The sequence below is a fragment of the Burkholderia oklahomensis C6786 genome (assembly GCF_000959365.1).
Lineage (GTDB): Bacteria > Pseudomonadota > Gammaproteobacteria > Burkholderiales > Burkholderiaceae > Burkholderia > Burkholderia oklahomensis.
The window spans coordinates 886,549-910,678 of record NZ_CP009556.1; the positions used below are offsets into that span (position 1 = coordinate 886,549).

Annotated in this window: 17 protein-coding genes; 7 read left to right on the forward strand and 10 right to left on the reverse strand. The window is 65.5% G+C overall.

The window, feature by feature from the left end; translation table 11 throughout:
• The first annotated feature begins 384 nt into the window (after positions 1–384).
• The 3 genes from BG90_RS21870 (at position 385) to blaOXA (ending at position 5,599) form a co-directional block, all read left to right on the forward strand.
• Positions 385–3,222: a bifunctional YncE family protein/alkaline phosphatase family protein gene (locus tag BG90_RS21870; protein WP_010110529.1), complete on the forward strand. Its 2,838-nt coding sequence runs from the start codon at positions 385–387 to the stop codon at positions 3,220–3,222.
• A 362-nt stretch (positions 3,223–3,584) separates the two neighbouring features.
• On the forward strand, positions 3,585–4,793 hold the full coding sequence (ampC, locus tag BG90_RS21875; protein WP_010120589.1) for a class C beta-lactamase: 1,209 nt from the start codon (positions 3,585–3,587) through the stop codon (positions 4,791–4,793).
• Positions 4,790–5,599, forward strand: a complete 810-nt coding sequence (blaOXA, locus tag BG90_RS21880) for an OXA-42 family class D beta-lactamase (protein ID WP_010110527.1) — start codon at positions 4,790–4,792, stop codon at positions 5,597–5,599. The genes ampC and blaOXA overlap by 4 nt, the downstream gene beginning before the upstream one ends.
• A gap of 153 nt (positions 5,600–5,752) precedes the next feature.
• On the opposite strand, the gene BG90_RS21885 is transcribed toward blaOXA, so the two are convergent.
• The 3 genes from BG90_RS21885 to BG90_RS21895 all read right to left on the reverse strand — a co-directional run bounded on the left by BG90_RS21885 (position 5,753) and on the right by BG90_RS21895 (position 8,388).
• Positions 5,753–6,094: a DUF4148 domain-containing protein gene (locus BG90_RS21885; RefSeq protein ID WP_010110526.1), complete on the reverse strand. Its 342-nt coding sequence runs from the start codon at positions 6,092–6,094 to the stop codon at positions 5,753–5,755.
• 150 nt (positions 6,095–6,244) lie between these two features.
• Positions 6,245–7,699, reverse strand: a complete 1,455-nt coding sequence (locus tag BG90_RS21890) for a heavy metal sensor histidine kinase (RefSeq protein ID WP_025990377.1) — start codon at positions 7,697–7,699, stop codon at positions 6,245–6,247.
• The gene (locus BG90_RS21895) at positions 7,696–8,388 is read right to left on the reverse strand and encodes a heavy metal response regulator transcription factor (protein WP_010110524.1); all 693 of its coding nucleotides are present in this window, start codon (positions 8,386–8,388) and stop codon (positions 7,696–7,698) included. Before BG90_RS21895 ends, BG90_RS21890 begins: the two co-directional genes overlap by 4 nt.
• Before the next feature lie 93 nt (positions 8,389–8,481).
• Between BG90_RS21895 and BG90_RS35510 the strand changes: the two genes are divergently transcribed.
• The 3 genes from BG90_RS35510 (at position 8,482) to BG90_RS21910 (ending at position 13,757) form a co-directional block, all read left to right on the forward strand.
• On the forward strand, positions 8,482–8,673 hold the full coding sequence (locus BG90_RS35510) for a hypothetical protein (protein ID WP_010110522.1): 192 nt from the start codon (positions 8,482–8,484) through the stop codon (positions 8,671–8,673).
• Between the two features lie 1,338 nt (positions 8,674–10,011).
• A complete protein-coding gene (locus BG90_RS21905; RefSeq protein WP_038802114.1) occupies positions 10,012–11,520 on the forward strand; it encodes a S8 family peptidase in 1,509 nt (502 codons plus the stop codon).
• A gap of 305 nt (positions 11,521–11,825) precedes the next feature.
• Positions 11,826–13,757, forward strand: coding sequence for a Xaa-Pro dipeptidyl-peptidase (locus BG90_RS21910; RefSeq protein WP_010120584.1), 1,932 nt, complete (start codon positions 11,826–11,828; stop codon positions 13,755–13,757).
• Between the two features lie 136 nt (positions 13,758–13,893).
• Here the strand turns inward: BG90_RS21910 and BG90_RS21915 are convergent, their stop codons facing one another.
• The gene (locus BG90_RS21915; protein ID WP_045568390.1) at positions 13,894–14,568 is read right to left on the reverse strand and encodes a uracil-DNA glycosylase family protein; all 675 of its coding nucleotides are present in this window, start codon (positions 14,566–14,568) and stop codon (positions 13,894–13,896) included.
• Positions 14,569–14,865: 297 nt separating this feature from the next.
• Here BG90_RS21915 and BG90_RS21920 point away from each other — a divergent pair, with 297 nt between their 5' ends.
• Positions 14,866–15,618, forward strand: a complete 753-nt coding sequence (locus tag BG90_RS21920) for a class II aldolase/adducin family protein (RefSeq protein WP_010120581.1) — start codon at positions 14,866–14,868, stop codon at positions 15,616–15,618.
• 136 nt (positions 15,619–15,754) lie between these two features.
• Here BG90_RS21920 and BG90_RS21925 read toward each other — a convergent pair whose 3' ends face one another.
• The 6 genes from BG90_RS21925 to BG90_RS21950 form a co-directional block, all read right to left on the reverse strand.
• On the reverse strand, positions 15,755–16,909 hold the full coding sequence (locus tag BG90_RS21925; protein WP_010120580.1) for a ferritin-like domain-containing protein: 1,155 nt from the start codon (positions 16,907–16,909) through the stop codon (positions 15,755–15,757).
• 18 nt (positions 16,910–16,927) lie between these two features.
• Positions 16,928–17,866 (reverse strand): hypothetical protein, encoded by a 939-nt coding sequence (locus BG90_RS21930; RefSeq protein ID WP_010120579.1) that lies wholly within the window; start codon positions 17,864–17,866, stop codon positions 16,928–16,930.
• Between the two features lie 83 nt (positions 17,867–17,949).
• Positions 17,950–19,572, reverse strand: coding sequence for a metallophosphoesterase family protein (locus tag BG90_RS21935; protein WP_010120578.1), 1,623 nt, complete (start codon positions 19,570–19,572; stop codon positions 17,950–17,952).
• The gene (locus BG90_RS21940) at positions 19,573–20,376 is read right to left on the reverse strand and encodes a hypothetical protein (RefSeq protein WP_010110515.1); all 804 of its coding nucleotides are present in this window, start codon (positions 20,374–20,376) and stop codon (positions 19,573–19,575) included. It lies immediately after the preceding gene.
• Entirely contained in the window at positions 20,373–21,155 is a 783-nt protein-coding gene (locus BG90_RS21945) for a hypothetical protein (protein ID WP_010120577.1), read from the reverse strand. Before BG90_RS21945 ends, BG90_RS21940 begins: the two co-directional genes overlap by 4 nt.
• Entirely contained in the window at positions 21,152–24,094 is a 2,943-nt protein-coding gene (locus tag BG90_RS21950; RefSeq protein ID WP_010120576.1) for a phosphorylase family protein, read from the reverse strand. The genes BG90_RS21945 and BG90_RS21950 overlap by 4 nt, the downstream gene beginning before the upstream one ends.
• Positions 24,095–24,130 lie beyond the last annotated feature (36 nt).

Here is a 24,130-nt window from a genome sequence, read left to right on the forward strand (position 1 = left end):
CCTGCACTGAAGCGAACCGCCGCGACCGCAGTCGCACAACGCGACGCATGCCGCCGCATTCGGCTTCGACGCGTGCGGCGCTTTTGAACGACGCAGGCGAGCGAGACTTTGCTTGCATGACGCAATAGCCGCTCGACCGCGGTCGCCGAAAAAGTCCCGTCGCTTGCCAAGCGCGCGCTGCAGCATCCGAAATTGCTTCGGGCGCATCGACGCCGCCGCTCTGCTGCCCTGCGCATCGCACGTTTTCCGCACTGTCATCGTCGGGTCACTCCACGCGCTTAGTTTTCCTGTCTATTACCGGCCATTACAACGCCGATGCCGCACCGCGGCGTCGCGCCTTCTTGAAGAGGTTCGATCGTGTATAGACGTTTCCTGCTCGTGGGGATGACGGCGCTCGCGCTCGCCGCGTGCAACAGCGATTCCGTCGACACGCCCGCGCTCGGCGATACCAGCACGACGCTGCTCGCCACGGGCCAGTTGATCTCGCCCGCGGCGGCGCCGGGCGCCGCTTTCGTTTCGCTGAATCCGGGGCTGACGGACCTGCCGAACTACATCGCCGGCCAGCCGGTTTCCGAGGCGCTCAGCCCGGACCGCAAGACGCTGCTCGTGCTGACGAGCGGCTACAACAACGTGCTGGATGCGAACGGCAAGATGATCAAGGCCGATTCGAGCGAATACGTGTTCGTGTTCGACGTCTCCGGCGGCGCGCCCGTCAAGAAGCAGGTGCTGCAGGTGCCCGACACCTATGTCGGCATCGCGTTCGCGCAGGACGGTCAGCACTTCTACGTGACGGGCGGCGGCGACGACAACCTGCACCGGTTCGCATTCTCGCAAGGCGCGTGGGGCGAAGCCGGTGCGCCGGTTGCGCTGAATCACAAGACGGGCAACGGGATCGGCAGCACGCCGCTCGCGACGGGCGTCGACGTGACGGCGGACGGCAAGCGTGCGGTCGTTGCGAATCGCTATAACGATTCCGTTACGCTCGTCGACCTCGGCGCGGGCGCAGTGCTCGCCGAGCGCGATCTGCGGCCGGGCAAGAGCGGCGGCGCGTCGGGCGCGCCGGGCGGCGAGTATCCGAACGCGGTGCGCATCGTCGGCAACAAGACCGCATACGTGTCGAGCGAGCGCGATCGCGAGATCGTCGTCGTCGACATCTCGTCGAACGCACCGCAGGTCGTCACGCGCATTCCGGTCAAGGGCAATCCGAACAAGATGGTCCTGAACGCCGCGCAGACGCGCCTTTACGTCGCGTCCGACAACGCGGACGTCGTGTCGGTGATCGACACGGGCGCGAACAAGGTCGTGTCGACCGTGTCGACGGTCGCGCCTGCCGGCCTCGTCACCGAAATGCAGTATCGCGGCGCGTCGCCGAACGGACTCGCGCTGTCCGCCGACGAGCGCACGCTGTACGTGACGAATCGCGGCACGAACGACGTCGCGGTGATCTCGCTCGCGGGCGCGTCGCCCGTCGTCACCGGCCTCGTTCCGACCGGCTGGTACCCGTCGGACGTCGCGGTCGGCGCGGCGAATGCACTGTACGTCGTCTATACGAAGAACATGCCGGGCCCAAATCCCGGCAACTGCAAGGACAGCGGACGTACCGTGCCGTGTCCGGTGAAGAATACGCCGGTGAAGCTCGTCGAGAATCAGTACATCGAACAACTGAGCAAAGGCGGTCTCATGTGGATGCCGGCGCCGGGCAGCAAGACGCTCGATCTGCTGACGACGCAGGTGGCGAACAACAACAGCTTCAACGCGGCGCTCACGTCGAACGACATCGCGACGATGACCGCGCTGCGCAAGAAGATCAAGCACGTGATCTATATCGTCAAGGAGAACCGCACGTACGACCAGATCCTCGGCGACGTCGGCCGCGGCAACAGCGATCCGTCGCTCGCGGAGTTTCCGGACGCGACGACGCCGAGCATGCATGCGCTCGCGAAGACATTCGTGACGCTCGACAACTTCTACGACTCGGGCGACGTGAGCGGCGACGGCTGGCCGTGGAGCACGGGCGCGCGCGAATCGGACGCGGGCGCGAAGATGCTGCCCGTCAACTATGCGAACAGCCCGGCGCGTTCGGGCTCGCGCGGCGGCTCGTACGACTGGGAAGGCGCGAACCGCAACGTCAACGTCGGCCTGACGGGCGCGCAGCGCGCGGCCGCGAATCCGTCGCTGCCGCCCGATCCGGACCTGCTGCCCGGCAACGCCGACGTGTCGGCGCCCGACGGTCCGTCCGACGCGGTCCAGCAGGGCTACATCTGGAACGCCGCGCTGCGCGCGGGCCTGACGGTGCGCAACTACGGCTTCTTTGCGGATCTCGCGCGCTATGGCGGCCCGACCGCGATTCCGCCCGACCGCACGCCGTTCCTCGATCATGCGGTGCAGACGTATGCGACGAGCCCGGCGCTGATCGACCGCACCGATCCGTACTTCCGCGGCTACGACAACGCGTATCCGGATCTCTATCGCGAGCTCGAGTGGGAGCGCGAGTTCAACGGCTTCGCCGCGAACGGCCAGATGCCGTCGCTGACGCTGCTGCGCTTGCCGCACGATCATACGGGCTCCTATGCGACGGCGCTCGACGGCGTCAACACACCGGAAATACAGATGGCCGACAACGACTACGCGGTCGGCCGCGTCGCGCAAGCGGTCGCGAACAGCCCGTATGCGGCCGATACGCTGATCTTCGTCGTCGAGGACGACGCGCAGGACGGCCCGGACCACGTCGACGCGCATCGCAGCACGGCGTTCGTGATCGGGCCGTACGTGAAGCAGAATGCGGTCGTCAGCACGCACTACACGACGGTCAACATGATCCGCACGATCACCGAAGTGCTCGGCCTCGATCACCTCGGGCTGTTCGATGCGACGCAAGGTCCGATGACCGACGTGTTCGACCTTAACCAGTCGAAATGGAGCTTCAAGGCGGTGGCGTCGGGCTTGCTCGCGAACACGCAGTTGCCGATTCCGTCCGGCGACATCAAGACCGCTTCGCTGAAGCCGACGCACGGGATGCGCTATTGGGCGCTCGCGACGCGCGGAATGGATTTTTCGGTCGAGGACAAGATCGACGCGGTCGCATACAACAAGGTGCTGTGGAAGGGGCTGATGAGCGGTCGGGCGTACCCGGTGCGCGTCGGCGAGCACGCGACGCCGCATCGTCATGACGATGACGACGACGTGAAGGTGTCGCAAGCGAAGACCGCGACGCGGGGATGACGTCGAAGTCGTCCGGCGGCGCGCGGTCGCGCGCCGCTCGGGCGGATCGCGCGCGGCGCACGGGAGAAACCGGATCGGCATCGTGCCGATCCGGTTTTTGCTTTTGGGGCTGCGTTTGCCGCGCGGCGATGATCGCCGCTTGTCGACTTGCTTTCTGTTTGTAATAATTCTCGGCCGGCATCTGAAGCCCGGACCGCGCTTTCGGCGATCGATCGGCATCGCGAGCGCACGCCTCCCATCGTTGCGCGGATGCGAGACCGCTGCCGCATGCCGGCGCGGCGCCGGGCGCGACGCATCGTCCCGCTCGCAACGCGAAAGCGCCCACGGTCCGGTTCCGAACCTTCCGATCTTCCCGATTCGCCATGCTCAAGAGTACGCAGTTCGTCATCAGGATGTGGCTCGCGCTGAGCTGCTGCATCGCATCCGCCGCACACGCCGCACACGCCGCTCGAGGCGTCGAGCCGGCCGACATCGAGCGCATCGTCGATGCCGTCGCGCGGCCGCTGCAGGACAAGTACGGCATCCCGGGGCTCGCAATCGCAGTGACCGTCGACGGCCGGCATTACTTCTACAACTACGGTGTCGCGTCGAAAGCGACGCGGCAGCCCGTCACCGACCGGACGCTGTTCGAGATCGGCTCGCTCAGCAAGACGTTCACTGCGACGCTTGCCGCGTACGCGCAGGAAGGGGGCGAACTGTCGTTCGCCGACAGCGTGAGCCGCTACCTGCCGGCGCTGCAGGGCAGCAGCTTCGATCGGATCAGCCTGCTGAACATGGGCACGCAGACGTCCGGCCTGCCGCTCTTCGTGCCTGACCGGATCGCGAACACGGCCGAGCTGCTCGATTATCTGAAGAGCTGGCGGCCCGAGCACACGCCGGGCACGCACCGCGTTTATTCGAATCTCGGCATCGGCACGCTCGGCGTGATTGCGGCGGCGAGCATGAACGAGCGCTTCGAGACGCTGATCGAGAAAAACCTGTTTCCCGAGTTTCGCATGACGCACAGCTACATTGACGTGCCGGCCGAGCAGAGCGGCGATTATGCGCAAGGCTATACGAAGCAGGACACGCCGATTCGGCTGAAGGCCGGCATGCTGGCGTCCGAAGCATACGGCGTCAGGTCGTGCACGTCGGATCTGATCAAGTTCATCGACGCGAACATGGGGCTCGTACCGTTGAGCGACAAATGGGCGCGCGCACTCGACGCGACGCACGTCGGCTACTACGATGCCGGCGGGATGATCCAGAGCCTCATCTGGGAGCAGTATCCGTATCCGGTGAGTCTCGACAAGCTGCTCGCGGGCAACGATCTGATCGGCAAGGACGTCGTCGCGAAGCCGTTCAATCCGCCGCTGCCGCCGAAATGGGACGCGTGGATCAACAAGACCGGCTCGACGAACGGATTCTCGACATATGCGGCGTTCGTGCCGTCGAAGAAGGTCGGCGTCGTGATTCTGGCGAATAAATCGTATCCGTTGAGCGAAAGAGTGACGGCCGGCTATAAAATCGTCGACTCGATCATTCGGGCCGAACGATCGGGTCATCCTTCACTTCCTCAAGACCAGCAATGAAAATCCGACATGCGCTGTCGAGCGCACTTGTTTTGCTTGGCTGCATCGCCGCATCGGCGCGTGCCGAGACGATCTGCACGGCGATCGCCGATGCAGGCTCGGGCAACTTCCTGCTGAAGGACGGCGATTGCAGCCGTCGCACGACGCCCGCCTCGACGTTCAAGATCGCGATCAGCCTGATGGGCTACGACGCCGGCTTCCTGCGCAACGAGCACGAGCCCGTGCTGCCGTATCGCGACGGCTACGTCGACTGGGGCGGTGCGGTGTGGAAGCAGCCGACCGATCCGACGCGGTGGCTCAAGTATTCGGTCGTGTGGTACTCGCAACGCGTCACGCACACGCTCGGCGCGCAGCGGTTCGCGCGATACGCGAAGGCGTTCGATTACGGCAATGCGGACGTGTCAGGCGATCCCGGCAAGAACAACGGCCTCGATCGCGCATGGATCGGTTCGTCGCTGCAGATCTCTCCGCTCGAACAGATTGGATTCCTGAGCAAGATGCTGAATCGCAAGCTGCCTGTGTCCGCGACGGCGATCGACATGACCGAGCGAATCGTCGATACGACGACGCTTGCCGACGGAGCGGTCGTGCATGGCAAGACCGGCATGGCGTATCCGCTTCTGGCCGACGGCACGCGCGACAAAGCGCATGGATTCGGCTGGTTCGTCGGCTGGATCAAGCGCGGCAAGGAAACGCTGGTGTTCGCGCGTCTCACGCAAGACGAGGGCAGGCAACCCGGTTCCGCAGGCGTACGGACGCGCGACGCGTTCCTGCGCGATCTGCCGCAGCTCCTCGCGACGCGTTGACGCGGCGGCAGGCGATCGCGTCGCCGATCCGTCTTGCCGCACGTGCGCGGTCCTTTCGCACCGCCCTATCCTCGAGCGGCAAAAAGCGGCAGGCATCGCGAGATGACCTGCCGCACGTTTCATCCGCGATGACGCGGGACGCAGCCATGGCGCTCAGGACCCGGCATACGGGTTGCAGAACGTACGCGGGCCGACGCAGCGTTGCTCCTCGGCTGCTTCCGACATGCTGCCCGAGGACCCCGCCTTCGCGTCGCCGCGCGTATCGGCGACCGCATGCGTCGGCTGCTGCGGCTTGGCCTTGTTCGCGAAGCGAGGCGCGTAGAGCGGCGAGATTTCCGGATACGACGCATCGGTCACGTAGTCGAGCCCGTTAGCCTTCGCCTCGACCAGCTCCTGGTAGACCTGGGCGCGAGTCTTTCCGGCCGGCGCGTCCGCGAATGCCGCAGGCGAAACGAGCGCGGCGGCGAGGGCAACAGTGAGGAATTTGGCTTTCATACGTTCTCCATATCAATATCGAATCCAGAAGGGGAATTCGATGATTGACATTTTGAACAACGGACCCTCCGGCAACGTGACCTTCAAATGATGTTTTTGTCATTTTGATGAAAATGTCGAATTCGAATTTAAAATGATTCGCGAAATGACTCAAGTCGGTTCGAGATGCCAACGCGAATCATGGCTCGGCGGCGCGCAATCGACGTCGTCGGCTGCATGCTCGCAAGGAAAGCGCAGGAAGAACGTCGTGAAGACGTTCGGCACGCTTTCGACCCAGCAGTCGCCGCCGTGCTCGGCGATGATCGAGCGCACGATCGCGAGCCCGAGCCCGGTCCCCGACGCGGAGTCGTGGCGCGACGGGTCGACGCGATAGAAGCGATCGAAGATCCGCGGCAGATGAACGGCCTCGATTCCGCATCCGGTGTCGGTCACGGCGATCACGACGTCCCGCTTGGTTTGCTCGCAGCGGACGACGACCGTCGAGTTGTCGGGCGCATGCCGGATCGCATTGGACAGCAGATTGCTTAGCGCGCGCTGCACGAGGATCCGGTCGCCGTTGAAACTCGCCTGGCCTTCGACGGCGATCTCGACGCCGCGGTCTTCGGCGACCGTCTCGTAATAGCGGACGATCCGGTCGGCCACCGCATAGGCGTCGAGCGGCTCGATGTTTAGCTTGTTCTGATGGCCGTCCGCGCGCGCGAGGAACAGCATGTCGTCGACCATTCTTGCGAGCCGTTGATACTCTTCGACGCTCGATTCGATCACCTGACGATATTCGTCGACAGACCGCCGCTGCGACAGCGCGACTTGTGCCTCGGCGAGCAGATTGGTGAGCGGCGTGCGGATGTCGTGCGCGAGATCGGACGAGTATTCCTTCAGCCGCGTAAACGATGCGTTGAGCCGCGCGAGCATCCGGTTGAACGACACTGCGAGTTCTCTCAGCTCGCCCGCCATTTCCGTTTCGGACAGCGGCTGCGCGAGCCGGCTGCTCGAGATCTGGTCGGCCTGCGCGGCGAAGCGGCGCAGCGGCCTGAGCGCGTAGGCGGCGATCCAGTACGCGACCGTCGCCGCGACAGCCGTGCCGACGAGAATGATCGCAATGATGCTGATCGCGCACGTGCGCAGCAGCGACTGCTCGCGGCGGAAATCGTACTGAACCGCGACGCGCAGCGGCAAGCCCGGATTGCCGGTGAGGCGCGCGTCGGCGACGAGATAGCGCTTTGCGTTGCGCTTGTCGTCGACGATTGCCGGATCGGGGCCGGTCTTCGCTCGCAGCACGCCGCCAAACGGCACGAACCAGCCGCTTTGCATGTACGCGGTGCCGCGTGCGTCGTAGATCGCGAAATCGACCTTTTCGTCGCTATGGAACGAGTAGTAGAACTTGGTTCCCTTCTCGCGCAGCTCCGCAATGCCGCGCGCCTCGCCGATGTGCGCGACCACGCCGGCGAGCGTCGTTTCCATCGCGCGCTCCGACGAATACGCGAACGTGCGCGTGAGCGTTTCGTACAGCAGCAGGCCGCTGATCGCGAGGAGCACGGACGTGGACAGCGCGAACTTGATCGCGAGCCGCGCGCGCATCGTGCGCGGCGCGAGCCGACGCATCAGGCGAGCGATTCGCACGACTCGCCTCGCTGCTCGAGAACGTATCCCATCCCGCGGACCGTGTGGATCAGCTTGGGCTCGTAGTCCTGATCGACCTTCGCGCGCACGCGCTTGATCGCGGCGTCGACGACGTTCGAATCGCTGTCGAAGTTGATGTCCCAGATCTGCGACGCGATCAGCGAACGCGGCAGGATCTCGCCTTGCCGGCGCATCAGCAACCACAGCAGCAGGAACTCCTTCGCGGTGAGCAGGATCGTGTTGCCTTGGCGGCGCGCCTTGCGCTGAATGAGATCGAGCTCGAGATTCGCGACGCGCAGCACCGGCGCATCGGTCGCCTGGCCGCGCCGGAGCAGCGAGCGCACGCGCGCGAGCAGCTCGGCGAAATCGAACGGCTTCGCGAGATAGTCGTCGCCGCCGAGCTCGAGGCCTTTCACGCGATCGTCGACGTGATCGCGCGCCGTGAGGAACAGCACCGGCGTCCGATGTGTCCTGCGCAGCTCTCGGACGACCGTCCAACCATCGCAGCCGGGCAGCATCACGTCGAGGATCGCAAGGTCGTAATTCTCGGTCTGCAACTGGTGCAGGCCGCTGATGCCGTCTTGGGTCCAGTCGCAAACGAAGCCTGCTTCGGTGAGCCCACGCTTCAAATACATGCCCGTCTTCAGCTCGTCTTCTACGATAAGGACCTTCATTTCAAACTCATTAAGAATGTGTTAAATATTCTTTGAGAATGCGTGTCGTTCACAGTTCAACATTTCGGTGTGCGTGATTAATGGCGTGTGCGCATGTATCGTTTTTCGTCGATGGTTGCTGCGATGAAACGCCGCATCCGTGAACCAATCGTCGAAGCGACCGGGCGACCCGCGAATGCGGGAACGATGGATGCGATGCGAAGCATGGGGGAGCCGCGCCGTCGTCCGTCGCTTCGTTCGCTCTTCGCGGCCGTGGCGGTCGCGGCGGTGCCGTTCATTCGTTGATGACGTTCGGCGAGTGCTCGTGTCATGTGAACGTGACAAAAATGTCATGCCCGCGCGAAGGGCAAGCGATTGACTTCTGAAGTCGGAGAAAAATTCTCGACGACGAAGGAACCGACATGCGATGACGCTTGGGTATCGGTCATGCGCGATGCTCGTCGATCGCCGCTTCGATGAAGCATCGCAGCGGCGTCCATCTGAAGGCGCGTCGACGCGAATGAAAAAGGAAAACACGCGGCCGCGATCGCGAAGACTGAAGAAGCTCGGGATGCCATGCACGAGACGAAAAATCGGCAACGTAATGAGAGACGCGTGCAATCGCGCGAGAGTATTCCTTGTAAGGCGTAGGGATATTCGAAATGAAATACGTGCTGCCCTGCACGAGTCGAAGCGGACTGCTGCAAAGCAGCACTTTCTTGGCGGTTCTCGCCGCACATATAGTCGGGCCGCGATACGCGGGACCCTGCCGAAACGGCCCATCCGTGAAGGAATACATACGCATCGCGCCGCTGCGATGCGTGCCGGTTCGATGACGCAGGCGCCTCGTGCGGAGCGGGCGAAGAACGCTATTCCTGCTCGCGCGATCTGGTGCTCGAAATATCTCTGTTCCGCGTTCAAAAGCAGCACTTTCTTGCGCGGTTGCCGTTTTCTTCTACGAGATCGGGGCGACGGAGAAACTACGCGCTGCCAAGCTGGCATGCGCAGTCAATGTGGCGGGTCGATTCGTGCGAAACGCGAAAGCCGATTCTTTGCCGAATAAGCGAGACAAAACTTTTTTTGATATTAGCTAAAAATGTTTGACACGAGGATTTCAGCGATATAAGTTTTGCGCAAGCTTATGGAAAGAAACGAGACCGAGCAGCGCAGGCGCCGCATCGCCGACATGACGGCGATCCTTGCCTGCCGGGCCGACGCCGGCAGGTTTGACCGTCCGACGCACCTGCGTCGCTCGAGATCTCGTGTCGACATTTTGAAATAGGAATGTAATCCGAGTTTGCTGTCGTCGAACGGCGCGGCAATTGCTTGATGCGGGCCTGACGAGTCGCAAAGACGTATCGATAAATACAAACGCGGCAAATAGAACCTGAGAGGGTGGGGCAGACGGAACGGGTCACCGTTTCGCCCAGTTCCCATGGCGCAGATCTGACGGAAGACGAATCGTTCGGCCCGCGCGGCCGGACGATTCGATCGGCCGCGAACGGTTTGTCGGCAACACGTCGTTCAGTCGAGCCCAGTCGTTTGCATTGGCGCGGCGTGTCCTTTCTTGCCGGCAGCGTAGCGAAGCAAGCAGCTACAACACAACCTCGTCGACTCATTCCGTTCAATTTCGTTTGGGGGAGTATGGGAATGTCAAAATTAATTCGCACTGCTTCATTTAAGGCGACCGTCGTCTATGCCGCGCTGGCCGGTCTCGCTTCGATCGCACAAGCGGAAACCGCAGCCACGCCGCTCGTTCCCGGGCCGGCCGATGCGGTCAATCAGTTGATCGTCAAGTTGCGCGCCGCGAAGACGTCGACCGATTCGTCGGCCGCGAAAGCCGAGCACGCCGACGTCCAGGCCGTCATCGATCGCGTGCTCGCCGCGCGCAAGGCGCGTGCGGCAGGGCGCGCGTTCGGCGCGGCGGCCGCATCCGCGCCGGGCAACCCGGCCGATCCTGCAGCGGGCCTTCGCGTCAAGCGCGACATGTCGGGCGGAGCGACCGTGCTGTCGCTGCAGCGTCACGTGTCGCTTGCCGAAGCGGAAGCGCTCGCGCGCGACTTCGCGGCGGACGGCGCGATCGAGTATGCGGAGCCGGATGCGCGGATGCATCCGTTCCTCGTGCCGAACGACACGCGCTATTCCGAGCAGTGGGGCTACTTCAACCCGAAGGGCGGCGCGAATCTGCCGAAGGCATGGGATCGCACGACCGGCTCCGCGGGCGTCGTCGTCGGCGTCATCGACACCGGCTATCGCCCGCATGCGGATCTCGCCGCGAATCTGGTGCCCGGCTACGACTTCATCTCGGACCCGGCGATCGCGAACGACGGCGACGGCCGCGACAGCGACGCGTCGGACCCCGGCGACTGGGTGACCGCGCAGGAAGACGGCGATCCGAGCGGCCCGTTCTACGGCTGCGGCGCGAGCAACAGCTCGTGGCACGGCACGCACGTCGCGGGCACGATCGGCGCGCTGACGAACAACGGCTTCGGCGTCGCGGGCATCTCGTGGGTCGGCAAGGTGCTGCCGGTGCGCGTGCTCGGCAAGTGCGGCGGGATGCTGAGCGACATCGCCGACGGCATGCGCTGGGCCGCGGGCCTGTCGGTGCCGGGCGCGCCGTCGAATCCGAATCCGGCGAAGGTGCTGAACCTGAGCCTCGGCGGATACGGACGCACGTGCAGCACGACGTATCAGAACGCGATCAACGAGATCACGTCGCGCGGCGCGAACGTCGTCGTCGCCGCGGGCAACAACGGCGGTTCGGTATCGACGACGCAGCCGGCGAATTGCCAAGGCGTGATCGCGGTCGGCGCGATCGACAGCAACGGCGTTCGCGCGAGCTTCAGCAACTACGGCGCGGCCGTGAAGATCTCCGCGCCGGGCGTCGGCATCCTGTCGACGCTCAATGCCGGCAAGACATCGCCGGGCGCGGACAGCTTCGCGAGCTACAGCGGCACCAGCATGGCGACGCCGCACGTCGCGGGCACCGTCGCGCTGATGCTCGCGGTCAATCCGGCGCTGTCGCCGTCCCAAGTCGTGCAGCGGCTGCAGTCGAGCGCGCGTCCGTTCTCGAGCGGATCGAACTGTTCGACGAGCATCTGCGGCGCGGGGCTGCTCGACGCCGGCAACGCGGTCAACGCCGCTGCGCAGTGAGCGAACGCGGGCGTTGCAGCGAGGAAGCTTCGCGTTCGCATCGCCGATGCCCGTCTTGCGGGATGCGGGCCTTGGCGCAGCGAGCCGGTGCGCGGCTCCCTCTGTCACGCAACGCCCGCATCGTGGCGCTGCCGGCCGGTCGTGCCGCGCCGGCAGCGCCGAAGCATCGCGTCGTGAACACGCCCGGCATCGCCCGGATGCCGACGTGCTCGCGGTGCCGCCGGCAGCGTCCGCCGGCATGTTCAACACGACGCCATCCCGCACGGGATGACCGTTTCCCGACGATCATCTAAATAAGGACAACAATGAGATTTCATCGAACCGAACCGCGTCGCGCATGGATTGCCGCGCTCGTTGCCGCCACGACGCTCGCCGCGTGCGGCGGCGACGACGGCGCAGGCGTTCCGGGCGCGTCCGCGCTTGCTCAGGTCCAGCAGGAGGAGGCCGCGGCGGCGGCCGGCGCGCCGCAGATCGCCGCGCGCTTCTCGCCGTCCGGCGTGCCGTATGCCGATCTGTCGAGCGGCGGCCGCTATCGGCCCGTGATCGAGAACGGCCAGGTGCAGCCGTCGCTGTCGGGCGGCACGATTGCCGAAGAGGCATGGGTCGAGACGCCCGTCGATTCCGACGGCGATGGCGTGAAGGACCGGATTCACGTGCGCATCGTGCGTCCGACCGAAACCGCGTCGGGAGCGCGTACGCCCGTCATCGTGCTCGCGAGTCCGTATTACAACGGTCTCGCCGACAGCCCGAACCATAACGTCGACGTCGAGCTCGACGGCACGCCGCATCCGGCTGCTTCGGTCTCCGCACGAATCATGGCCGCCGCGCCGCAGACGCGGATCTGGCAGCAGGTCGAGGCGGCCGCCGCGGGACGCTCGTGGATCGAAGGCTATTTCGTGCCGCGCGGCTTCACGGTCGTGTATGCGGACTCGCTCGGCACGGCCGGTTCGGACGGCTGCCCGACGATCCTGACGCGCGATGAATCGGTGGCGATGGCATCGGTGATCCGCTGGCTCGGACGCGGCGCGGCCGCGAAGGATGCGAACGGCAAGCCTATCGTCGCGAGCTGGTCGACGGGCCACGTCGGCATGTATGGCGTGTCGTACGACGGCACGCTGCCGAAGATGGTCGCGAGCCTGCGCACGCGCGGGCTCGATGCGATCGTGCCCGTCGCCGGGCTGTCGAACATGTACGGCTACTACCGATCGGGCGGGCTCGTGCGCGCGCCCGACGGCTATCAGGGCGAGGATGTCGACGTCTACATCAAGGCGCTGCTGACGAATCCGCATCCGGAGCGCTGCACGCACCTGATCGACGAGGCGCTGCAGAAAGAGGATCGCAAGACGGGCGACTATTCGGCGTTCTGGGCGGCGCGCGAGATTCCGGCTGCGTTCGCGGTCGCGCCCGCGCTCGTTGCGCAAGGGCTCACCGACGACAATGTCAGAACCGATCAGTCGACGTCGTGGTATCTCGCGATGCGGCGCCAGGGCGTGCCGGCGCAATTGTGGCTGCACCGCGCGCGCCACACCGATCCGACCCGCGTGCCCGCGATGGCCGACGCGTGGACCGCGCAGGTGAATCGCTGGTTCACGCGCTATCTGCTCGGTTACGACAACGGCGTCGAGCGCAGTCCGGGCGCGGTGATCGAGCAGGCGGACGGCACGCTGCTGAAGGAAGCGAGCTGGCCCGCACGCGGCGCGGCGGCCGTCACGTATTTCGCGGGCGGCGACGGCGCGAGCACCGGCACGCTGCTGCGCGAGCCGACGGGCGGCCCGCTCGTGAAGTTCACCGACGATGCGCGGATCACTGCGCTCACGCTGGCGAACGCGAGCACGGGCGAGCATCGCGGCCGCTTCGAAACGGCGCCGGTCGCGAGCGCGACGCGGATCTCGGGCAGCGTGACCGCGCGCGTTCGCCTGACGTTCTCGGCGACCGCGAACGTGACCGCGCTGTTGGTCGATCGCGCGCCGGACGGTAGCGCGACGATCGTCACCCGCGCATGGACCGATCCGCGCAACCGCCTGTCGAGCTGGTTTTCGGAGCCGGTGCTGGCCGGCATGCCGTACGATTTGCGCCTGACGTTCATGCCGCGCGACTACAGGCTCGAAGCGGGGCATCGGCTCGGGCTCGTCGTGCTGTCGAGCGACAACGAGGCGACGCTGCGGCCGACGCCGGGCACCGGGCTGATGCTCGATCCTGCCGGAACGTCGGTGACGGTGCCGCAGCTTCCGGCTTGACGGGAAGCGTATGGCGGCAAGCGGCGCGCGATGCGCGTGCTGCTTGAACGAGACTTCGCCGCGAGCGTTACGCTCGCGGCGAAGTCGTTCGGGGAACTGTTTCGGAACGCGAACGAAGTCGAATGCTTGCGGGCGGTCAGCGTTTCGTCTGCCGATGTCCTTCGGGCGAAGGCAGCAGTCCGGCCACTTTGCCGCGCAGCGCGGGCAGCACGTCGGCGTCGAACCACGGATGCCGCTTGAGCCAGCCCTGATTGCGCGGCGACGGATGCGGCAGCGGAATGAACTCGGGCGCGTACTCGGCCCACGCGCGCACTGTTTCGGTAACCGAAGGTTTGCGGCGCGCGCCGAGGAAGCGTCGCTGCGCATATTGCCCGATCAGCAGCGTCAACCGGATATCGGGCAGTTCGCTCAGCAATCTGTCGAGCCAAAGCGGCGCGCATTCCGGACGCGGCGGGTTGTCGCCGCTCGCGCCGCGCCCCGGGTAGCAGAAACCCATCGGGACGATCGCGAACAGTGATTCGTCGTAGAACGTCGCATCGTCGACGTTCAGCCACTCTCTCAATCGCTTGCCGCTCGCGTCGTCCCATGGAATGCCGGACGCATGGACGCGCGCGCCGGGCGCCTGTCCGACGATCAGGATGCGTGCGTGCGGATGCGCGCGCACGACCGGCCGCGGCCCGCACGGCAGGTGCGGCGCGCAGACGGTGCATGCGCGAATCTCGCGAAGGAGGGCGTCGAGGGAGGCGCGTCGCGTCGGCGTCGTGCGCGCGGCCGCGCGGATCGGCGGCGAGTCGTTTCGTTTCGATGACATTGCTCGTCATTATGCCGCCGTTTCGCCGCATGCGTTCCGTCCCGTTTCAAACGTTTGAAGCGCACGCACGCGGGCGCGGACGCTCGCAAACCCGATGCACATCGGCGCGCGAAACTGATAGGGTGACGTGCGGATCCGTCGCGACGCCGCGCCGCGCACGGCGCACGGATTCGACGAGCTCACGCAGATTCGCGTCGACGCCGCGCCGTCTTCACGAGACGGACGCGCGACACACGCGGGTCCACAACGCATCGGAAGCGGTTGCGCGGCAACCGCCGGCAACGAAAGGAATCCGCTATGAGCACCGCATCCGCCGCCAACTTCGAGCCGGCCGAATGGAAGCTCCGCTGCGATCTGGCGGCCTGCTATCGCCTCATCGCGATGCACGGCTGGGACGACCTGATCTTCACGCATATCTCGGCGCGCCTGCCCGGCTCCGATCACCATTTCCTGATCAACCCGTACGGGATGATGTTCGAGGAGATCACCGCGTCGTCGCTCGTGAAGGTCGATCAGGCGGGCAACAAGGTCGACGATTCGCCGTATCCGGTGAATCGCGCGGGCTTCGTGATTCACAGCGCGGTGCACGCCGCGCGCGAAGACGTGCAATGCGTGCTGCACACGCATACGCGCGCGGGCGTGGCCGTCAGCGCGCAGCGCGGCGGCGTGCTGCCGCTGTCGCAGCAATCGACGTTCGTGCTGAATTCGCTTGCGTATCACGATTACGAAGGCGTCGCGTTGAAGGACGAAGAAAAGTCGCGCCTGCAGGCCGATCTCGGGCGTGCGATGTTCCTGATGCTGCGCAATCACGGATTGCTGACGGTCGGCCCATCGATTGCGGATGCGTTTCTCGCGATGTATCTGTTCGAGACGACGTGCCAGATCCAGATTGCCGCCCAACACGGCGGAGAACTGATCGAGGTGCCGCCCGAGATCGTCGCGACGAGTGCCGAAGCGGCGTCCGTGCAGACGGGCGGCCTGGGCGGCGCGTTCGTGTGGCCCGCGCTGATCCGCAAGCTCGAGCGGCGTGACGACAGCTACAAGACCTGAAGGCGAGCGAACGCGAAACGATTGCAGTGGCGTGCGCAGATTCGATCGGGCCGCGTCGCGCACGAATGCGAATTCGAAGACAAAGGAGCGGCGCGCTTTGCGCGCGCCGCCCAACGCCGGTCGTCGTGCCGACTGCTCACGACGCCTGCTTGCCATTCACGTTGACGAACCTTGGACCATAGAACACCGGCTTCGACAGCTCGGTATAAGTGTGCAAGTAGCCGATCTCGTCCGGATACAGCTCGGCAAGCTGCGCGACGGCGGCGGCCGGCACCGGGTGACGCATGATGTTGAAGCACGACAGCACGCGCAGATCGACCATCCCGTGCACGGCCGCGCCAAGCGTTTTCCAGGACCCGGACGACAGGCCGTTCCACACGGCATCGAGCGTCGACAGAATCGTCGAGAAGCCAGTGTCGAACGCGTTCAGGTCGTTCTCGACTGCAGTACGGTCCGGATCGAGCGCGAGGATTTTCGCGTAGCCGTCGCGCGGCACGGCGAGCGTGTTGATCACGACGGGCGCTGCGATCGCGGGGCCGCCGAAGAAGAGCGGCTCGTTCTTCGGATTGAAGTCGACGGGCGGCGACGGGGCCTGATAGCGCGCGCCATAGTAGAGCTCGGCAAAGCGCGCATAGTGCGATTCTTCGTCTTCGAACGGATCGCCGGCGAATACGTCGCCGCGGCCCGAACCTTCGCCCTGCTGAAGGATTTCGTCGATACCCGCGTGGAACGATTCGACGGGATCGACGCCCGGCGTGTACGTGACCGTCGTGAAGCCGATGTCGTCGCCGACCTGGTTCGCCGGGCCGCCCGTCTGCACCGCCGCGCGCACCGCGTCCGCGTTGCGCTCGACTGCATCGCGAATGCTCGCGTAGAACGCGGCGATCGTCGGATGGCTTTCGTCGCGAACCAATTGGCGTAGCAGGAACGTGGGCGTTTCGATGCGCAGGAAGTTCTTCAACTGCGGCTTCGAGTAACGCGCAAGGCCGACGCGCAGGTCCGGCTCCGCGCCGCCCGGCAGTCCCGTCGTCGGATATGCGACCTGGATGGTCTTGAATTGCGGCGATCCGCCGAGCGCCGCGAGCAGATTCGCGGCAATCGCCATGTGCACCATCTCTTCCATCGCGATGCTGCGGATCGCGTTGTACACGGTGTAGTTCTGCACTTCCAACGAAAACATCGCGGACAGATACAGCGGCAGCGTCGAGTATTCGAGCTCGATCGCGGTTTGCAGTGCGCGCTTGATCCACGCGAGGTCGCGCGCGGCGGGCGGTACGGTGTTCGGGTTCATCGCATGTCCCTCGATCGTTCAACCTTGATAGAACAGCGCATACGACGCGTCGCCGACGCGATACGGCACGACGTGCGACGCGCCCTCGACCGTCGTCGCAGCGCCGATGCGCGTCCAGCCGAGGCAGTCCGCATGGATCCGGTAGACGGCCGTCGCGCCGTCGCCAGCGATATACGTGACGAGAGTCGGCGCACCATGCGCCCACGGCACGCATGCCGCGTTCGTGATCTTCAGCGCGTCGGGGAGCTGGTTCTGCAGATAGCTGCCGACCTCGACGGTGCCCAACGCCGGATTGTCCTGGATGTGGTCGATGTTGACGTTGAGCTTCGCCGTGTTGATCTTGAAGAAGAAGTTCGCGCCGCCGAGCTGGAAGAACGAGAACTGCGTCCAGCCTTTCGCCCACTCGTGATACCAGACGTTCAGCGCGAGCAGCGGCGGCGCGCCGCCCGCCGAAGCGGGCGTCACGGCGACGCTGAAGTTCGCGACGCGCCCCGTGTCGAAGTCGTAGCCGAGGATGTACTGCTGGCCGAGCGAAGTGAACGGCACGACGGTCGTGAAGCCGCGCGTCGGCGTGTTGCGCGGCAGTGCGAACCTGTATGGCGGCGACGCGGTCAGATCGGCGCTGATTGCGAAGAAGCCGAACGTGCCGTCGTCCGCGCGATACGTGAGCAGATACGGCACGTTGCCGAGCACGAACGATGCGACGCTGTCCCACGGTCCGCCCGCGAGATCGATCTTCGAATCGACGGGGCCGATCCATGGCGCGCCGTCGCCGAGCGCATAGACGTCAGTTTTCTGCGTGGCCCTGTTGTAGGCGATCAGATCGAGCTTGCCTGCGCGCGGCAGCGCGACGAAGCTGGAGTAGCCGCCCGCGAGTGGGCCGTCGCCGTCCCAGATGCACTCCAGCGCAATCCTTTCGGATCCCGAATCAGGGCGAATCGAGTAGATGCTGCTCATGTGCGCTCCTTTGCGATCGAACGGTTGAATGGTTGAACGAATGGGCGATAGGACGAGAACGTCAGTCGCGCGTCATCGGCAACTCATGAAATCGATTCGACGAACAGCGGCAGCGGCGTCGGGTCCGCTCCCGCGACCTGGAAATAGCTGAGCCGGGCAGGCTTGCCCGCGCCGGCGAGCTCGAGAATCTGGAACCCGCGGTTGTACCAGCCGTCGGTCAAATCGAGCCGAAGATCCGCTTGCTTCAGCGGCACCGGATACTTTTGTGCGTAAGGCGCTTCGCCTTCCTGAACCGGGATCGCGCTGTGCCCCGCGCAGCGGCCTTTGGGCAGCGTCTTGAAGACGTGTGCCGCTTCGTCGCCCGCGGTCGGCCAATCGGCGGGACGATACGCGTCCGCAAAGATGCCGAGGTTGTGCTCGTGACCCCAGATCCATGCGGCCACGCGCTCTCCGAACGTCGGGCCGAACTGCCGCCAGAGCCCCGTGTTCACCCATTCGCGATTGAAGTCGGCCGGATCGGGCGCGCCGGAAGCGTCGCGCCGCTGCGCGATTCCGCAAACGTCGAGTGCCGAGTAGAGCTGATGATGCGACAGCAGGATCGAGCGGCCGCGGAAGTTCGTCAGCTTGTCGAGGTGCCACGCCGCTTCGTCGGTGCGCACGGTCACCTGATCGACGGGCGACGTGGTGTCGCGCGTCGGCAGATCGGCGAGCGACGCGCGGCGAAAGTACGGGTTCGCATCGGCCGGCCAATGCGCACTCGCGCCGGCGCGGGCCGTCTCGATCTTGCCGATGTGCAGCCGCTCGAGCGTCGCTTGTTGGGCCGACGCCGCGACGTTCATGTAATGCCCGTGATAGCCGGTGTCGAGGCCGAGGAATTGCCAGCCGTCATCCGCGGTGCGCAGGCAGAAGTAGCTTGCCGCCTGTCGCTGCGCGGGACCGTCGACGAGTTCGCCCGAATCGAGTGCGTGCAGGAACGACACGGCGCCCGTGAAGTATTCGTGATTGCCCGGCACCGTGAAGAACGGCACGCGCCGCTTGTCGCCGCGCAGCACGTCGCGCACGAGGCCCATCAGCCGGTGCTCGGTCTCGAAGCGCGTGCCGGAAAAATAGACGTCGCCGAGATGCAGGATCGCGTCGGGCGCAAACTTCAGCGCGGCGACGAGCACGGCCGCCGCGACGTCGGTGCCGGTGCCGATATCGCCGACGATCGCGACGCGTGCACGCGCCGGCAGTTTCCATTCGATCACGCCGTAGCACAGGTCGCCTTGCCCGGCGTCGGCCGCTTGCCACGAACGGTAGCGCGGCTCGCCGCCCTCGTGATACGGATATTGCCAGTAGTACTTGAAATACTGGACGTACATCTGCTGCCACAGCGGATTGCCGAATTTGTATTGCTGCGTTTGCCGTTCGACGTCGCGCTCGATCCGCACGTCGCCGGCGATGTTCGCGTGTGCGCGGCGATGATGCAGATACGACAGATAAGTTTGCACCGCCGCTTCGTCGCCGCTGTCGGCAGGAGGCGGGTCGAGCGGCAGGTTGTCGAGCATCGCCCGGCAATAGCGATCGGTCGCGCGCATCAGCGGGTGATCGGTGTCGATGCCGGCGGAAGAGCGATGCTCGAGACAGAGCGCGCGCGCAAGCACCTCGGCGACACACGACTTCCACAACGCCAGATGCGGAACCTCGAAGTGTTCGATCGGGATCATCTATGCCTCCGGCTCGCGCGGCGCTGCGCGAGACATGCGCGGTCTCGGAAACTGCAGATTGATGCACATGTCGCGCGTCAGATCGAGTCCCGGCCAGTTGTCCCACAAGCCGGCCGGCAGCGCGAGCGGGCGCGGCGCCATTCTCAGTACGGGCGTCGTCAGCGCCGCGAGGCGGTCGAGCGCGGGGTACGGCTGCGGTTGCGGATACGTGCTGTGTATCCATGCGGCCACGTAGTCGTCGCCGCAGCACACGAGCGCGCCGTCGACGCCATCCGGCGGCTCGACCTGAAACGACGCCGCCCACACGTGCACGGCCGCGAGAAAGTCGGTTGCTCGAAGATCCGCGCGCCGCGCGCCCATGAAATGCTTCGCGCTGCCGAACATCCAGTCCGACGGCCGATCGACGAGAAAATATGGCTGCTCGGAGACGAGCGCATCGGCATGCGGATCGAGCGCGACGGGCACTTCGGGCAGCTTGCTGCGCGTCATGTCGTAGACGTCGCCGTGCAGGTTCTGATAGATCCGCACGGCAATTGCCCTCGTCGCGCGATCGTGAGACGACGGTGTCGCCCAGAACATCAGCGCAGTCTGATCGGGAACGGTGGGCGGCTTGCGGGCTTGCGGAATCATCGTTGGCAGATAGGCGCGCAGCCCGACTGGCGGTTGCAGCAGCACGCAGGCAGGCACGAACACGCTGCCGAGAAGCTGCGCGAAGTGCTCGTAGTCGAGCGCGGGCGCCCGGAAGCCGCGCCATACGTACACCGCATTCGGCGCGACCGGGAAAGATTCTTGCGGCGTATTCATCGGCGAACCTCGCGTTCGAATTGCATGTTGAAGCTGCTGCCCGCGCGCACGTCCATGCCGGCCCATTCGTCCCAGAGTCCGATCGGCAGGAATGTCGGCGCGGGCGTGAAGATTTCGTTCCAGTCGGTCAGCACCGCCTGCAGGCGCGGCACGCCGGTCGGCGCTCGCGCGGCGCCGGCGGCGACGGGACCGAGTTCCCAATAGACGACATAGTCGTTGCCGGCGCACGCGAGTGCGCCGGCGAGCGATACGTTCTTCTGAATATCGGCGAGCACCTTCGCGACCACCGCGCGAAACGATGCAGGATCGACGGCAGACGGCCGCGCAGCGACGAGATGCCGGATCGCGCCGTGCATCCAGTCGGCGGGCTCGTCATACAGATAGACGGGCTGGTCGACGGCGAGCGCGCCGTCGAAGCGGATCGGGAAATCGGCGCGGCTCTGATTGTCCTGCGTCAGATAGACGCCGTTGTGCGTCAGCGTGTACGTGCGCACCGCGAGTCGCGTAAAGCCGTTCCAGTAAGTCGCGGGCGACGCCCAGAACAGAATCGCGGTTTCGTCCGGCACCGACGCGGGCTTGTCCGGCAGGCCCGCCGGCACCGTCGGCGCATATGCGCGCAAGCCCGCGTCGATCTGCATCTTCACGGTGGCGGGCACGAACACCGTGCCGAGCTTGCTCATGAACTGATCGAGACCGAGCGACGGCAGCCGGAAGCCCCGCCATACCCGCACCGAGTCGGGGGCGACGCGGAAGTCTTGCGGAAGATCAGGCGTGCTCATTGCAGTGCTCCGGTCGGGGCCGACGACGCGTTCGCCTCGGCGTCGGCCGGCACGGCGGCCGAGACGGCGGGCTTGCCGGTGGCGACGAGATGCTGCGCGACCTTCGCGAGAAAGCCGGCGGTCGGCGGCGTCTCGCGTGTCTTGTCGTAGCGGCATTCGTTCGGGAACTGCCAGTGGCGATTCACGCAGAACCGGCATGAGCCTTCGGTACGCGACAGATAGCCGCCGCTGTCGTTGTCGCGCCAGGTGAGCGCGCGCTGCGTGTAGAGCTCGTCGAGCACCGACGCCATCGCCGCATGCGGATCGACGTAATACGCGTCGAGCGTGCGATACGCGTCCGGGAACCGGCTCGCGAGCCATGCGCGCGCCGCGTTTGCCGCATCGGCGTCGGCGGGCAGTTGGACGGCAACATAGTCGTCCGGATATTCCTGCGTCGGCAGTACGAGCGTGAAGCCGTTCTGCGGCGTGAGCGCGGTGACGCATTGGGGCTGCGCCGCGCTGAATGTCTGCCAGTCGCGCGCGCTCAACCGGTATTGCTGCAGGAAGAAGCTGTTGTACGAGAAATGCGGCGTGATGACGAGCCGCGTGCGGTTGAAATAGCGTGTGCCGTCGATCGTCACGTCGAACTCGACATAGGCCGGATGCGCGGGATCGGTCGTTTCCCGCAGTAGCGTGTAGTCCTTGTCCGCGGGGTGCGTCGACAGCGGGATATCGCGCCGCACGTGTGCGCCGAACGCCGAATGGAACATGTTCCAGCTCGATTCGCTGACGATGTAGAGCACGGCGGGCTTCGTCTGCACCATCTGCTTGAGCGCCCATGCGTTTCGGCTCACGCAGTTGTCGACGATCGTCGCGACGCTCGCGTCGCTGCCGCCGAGAAAGCCCGGCTTCCAGTGCGGCGACGCGCACGCGACCATGTCGAGCTGGCAAACGTCCTCGCCGACGTGCAGCGACGCGGTCGCATGGCCGTCGTCGCGCAGCGTGCGCTCGAAGTGTTCGAGCACCGGCACGAACTGCAGATAGTAGCTTTGCGGCTGCTGCAGTATCTCGACCTGGATGCCTTCCGGTACCGACACGCGCGCGGCGAGCACGTCGCCCGCTGCGAAGCGGTTGTGCGGCTTGTATGTATCGAAGAGCAGCACATACGGGAAGTCGCCGGGCTCGCCGGGGATCGCGACGGCCGTATCGGCCGCGTCGCCGTCGTAGCGCACGGTGATCGACCACGCGGGACTGTCGTCGATGCGCGGCGCGCCCGTCACTTCGCCGCCGCGCGGCGCGATCACGCGTCCCTCCGGCAGCATGAAGCGGCGCACGAAATCGAGATCGAGCTTCTCCTGGTAGACGGTCCGATAGCGGTAATACCACGCGTACTTCGCCCACGCGTCGGTGTCGCTGTCGGACGAGAAGTCCGGATAGCACCACGCAGCGCCCGTCTGGCCCGGCAGGAACGCGGTCAGATTCGGATTGATGCCGATCGTCATGATGGGCGCCTTGCGGCATCCGTCGATCACTTCGCCGTTCGGGAACGCCGGCGGCCGCGTGCGGCCGTTGACCCAGCGCACCGCGCCGCTCTTGCCGTTCGCGCTTGCCGGATACGGCGCGGTGACGTCGAAGTCGAACGCCGTGTACGGTCCATACGCACGCTTCTTCAGATCGCCGGGCCAGAAGAACGAGCACGTGCCGCACGAGCGCACCTGGAACGCGAGCTGCACCTCGAGCGGATCCTGTTCGTCGACGGGTTTGTAGTCGCGGCTCGGGTTGTACGTCGCCGAGCCTTCGCCCGCTATCGTTGCCCACGTCGCAAGCGCGCCGTTATAGCTCGTTTGCAGTCCGAACGTCGAATAGATGAGACCGGACCAGTCGGCGCGCACGGCATCGGAGATCGGCGTGCCTCGGTCGGTGCGTCGTCGAACGACCGGATCGGAGATGTTGCGCACGCAAGCGAAGCGCACGCCGAGCCGGTTCGCCTGCTGCGCAATGATCGCGTCGTCCATTTCGAGGCACGAGTACGCGTGCGCATCCTCGCCCTCCGCGATGTAGTAGAAATCCGTCGTCAGAAGCGGCGTGTCCTTCAGCGGATGGATCGCCGGCGTGCGCAGGCATTCGGGGCGGATCGCATCGTTGACGAGATCCGAAAGCGTCAGCTCGCCAAGGCCCGGATCGTCGGGATGGCGCGCTTTCAATTCGTCGAAGAGCACGGCGAGCGACTGCGGCGTGACGACCTCGCTCATCCTGAACAGTAGCGTGCGCTCGATTTCGCCGACGAGCGCGGTCGACGGGTACCAGGTCGGGCAGCGGTACATGTTGCCGCCGTCGGGGCCCGACGTGTTCTGCGGGCGTTGCAGTTCGAGCAGCGCGGCGTTCGCGATGACCGTGTCGCCCAGGCGCTGATCGCGGCGCGCACCGCCCGCGGTGCCGATCGTGTAGATGCGATCGGGGCGCGCGTCTTCGACGATGCAGCGGAGCATCGCGGACAAGCCGTCGAGCCACGGCGAATGCGCGAGATGCGCATTCGACTTGAACAACAGCACGTTCCAGGGGCGGCCCGAGCGATCGACGATCCGCACCGTCTGAAAGAGCCCCCACAGTGCGCCTGACTTCGTATCCGCCGCCAATGCGGATGCGCCGCGCGTGTACGGAAGCCATGCCTGCTTCCATGTGTAATCGTTGTAATCGCCGATATGACCGCTGTTGACGAACACGTGATCGAGCGCGAACCATTCGGCGCTCGTCCACGTGATCACGACGATGTCGGCGCGCGGCAGCGGATCGCCGGGCGCGCGTGCGCCGGGCGCGAGGCGAACGGGCGCGGTCTGGCCGATCTCGTTCCATGCGACGGGCGGCAGTGTCGTGGCGCCGCGCAGCGGTGCGGCGGCCGCTATGTCGGTATGCCGCGTCACGAGCGGAACTTGCGCGCTCTCGGGAAGTTGCGCATTCATGGCAAGGCTCCTGGGCGATATGAGGACGTGTGAGCG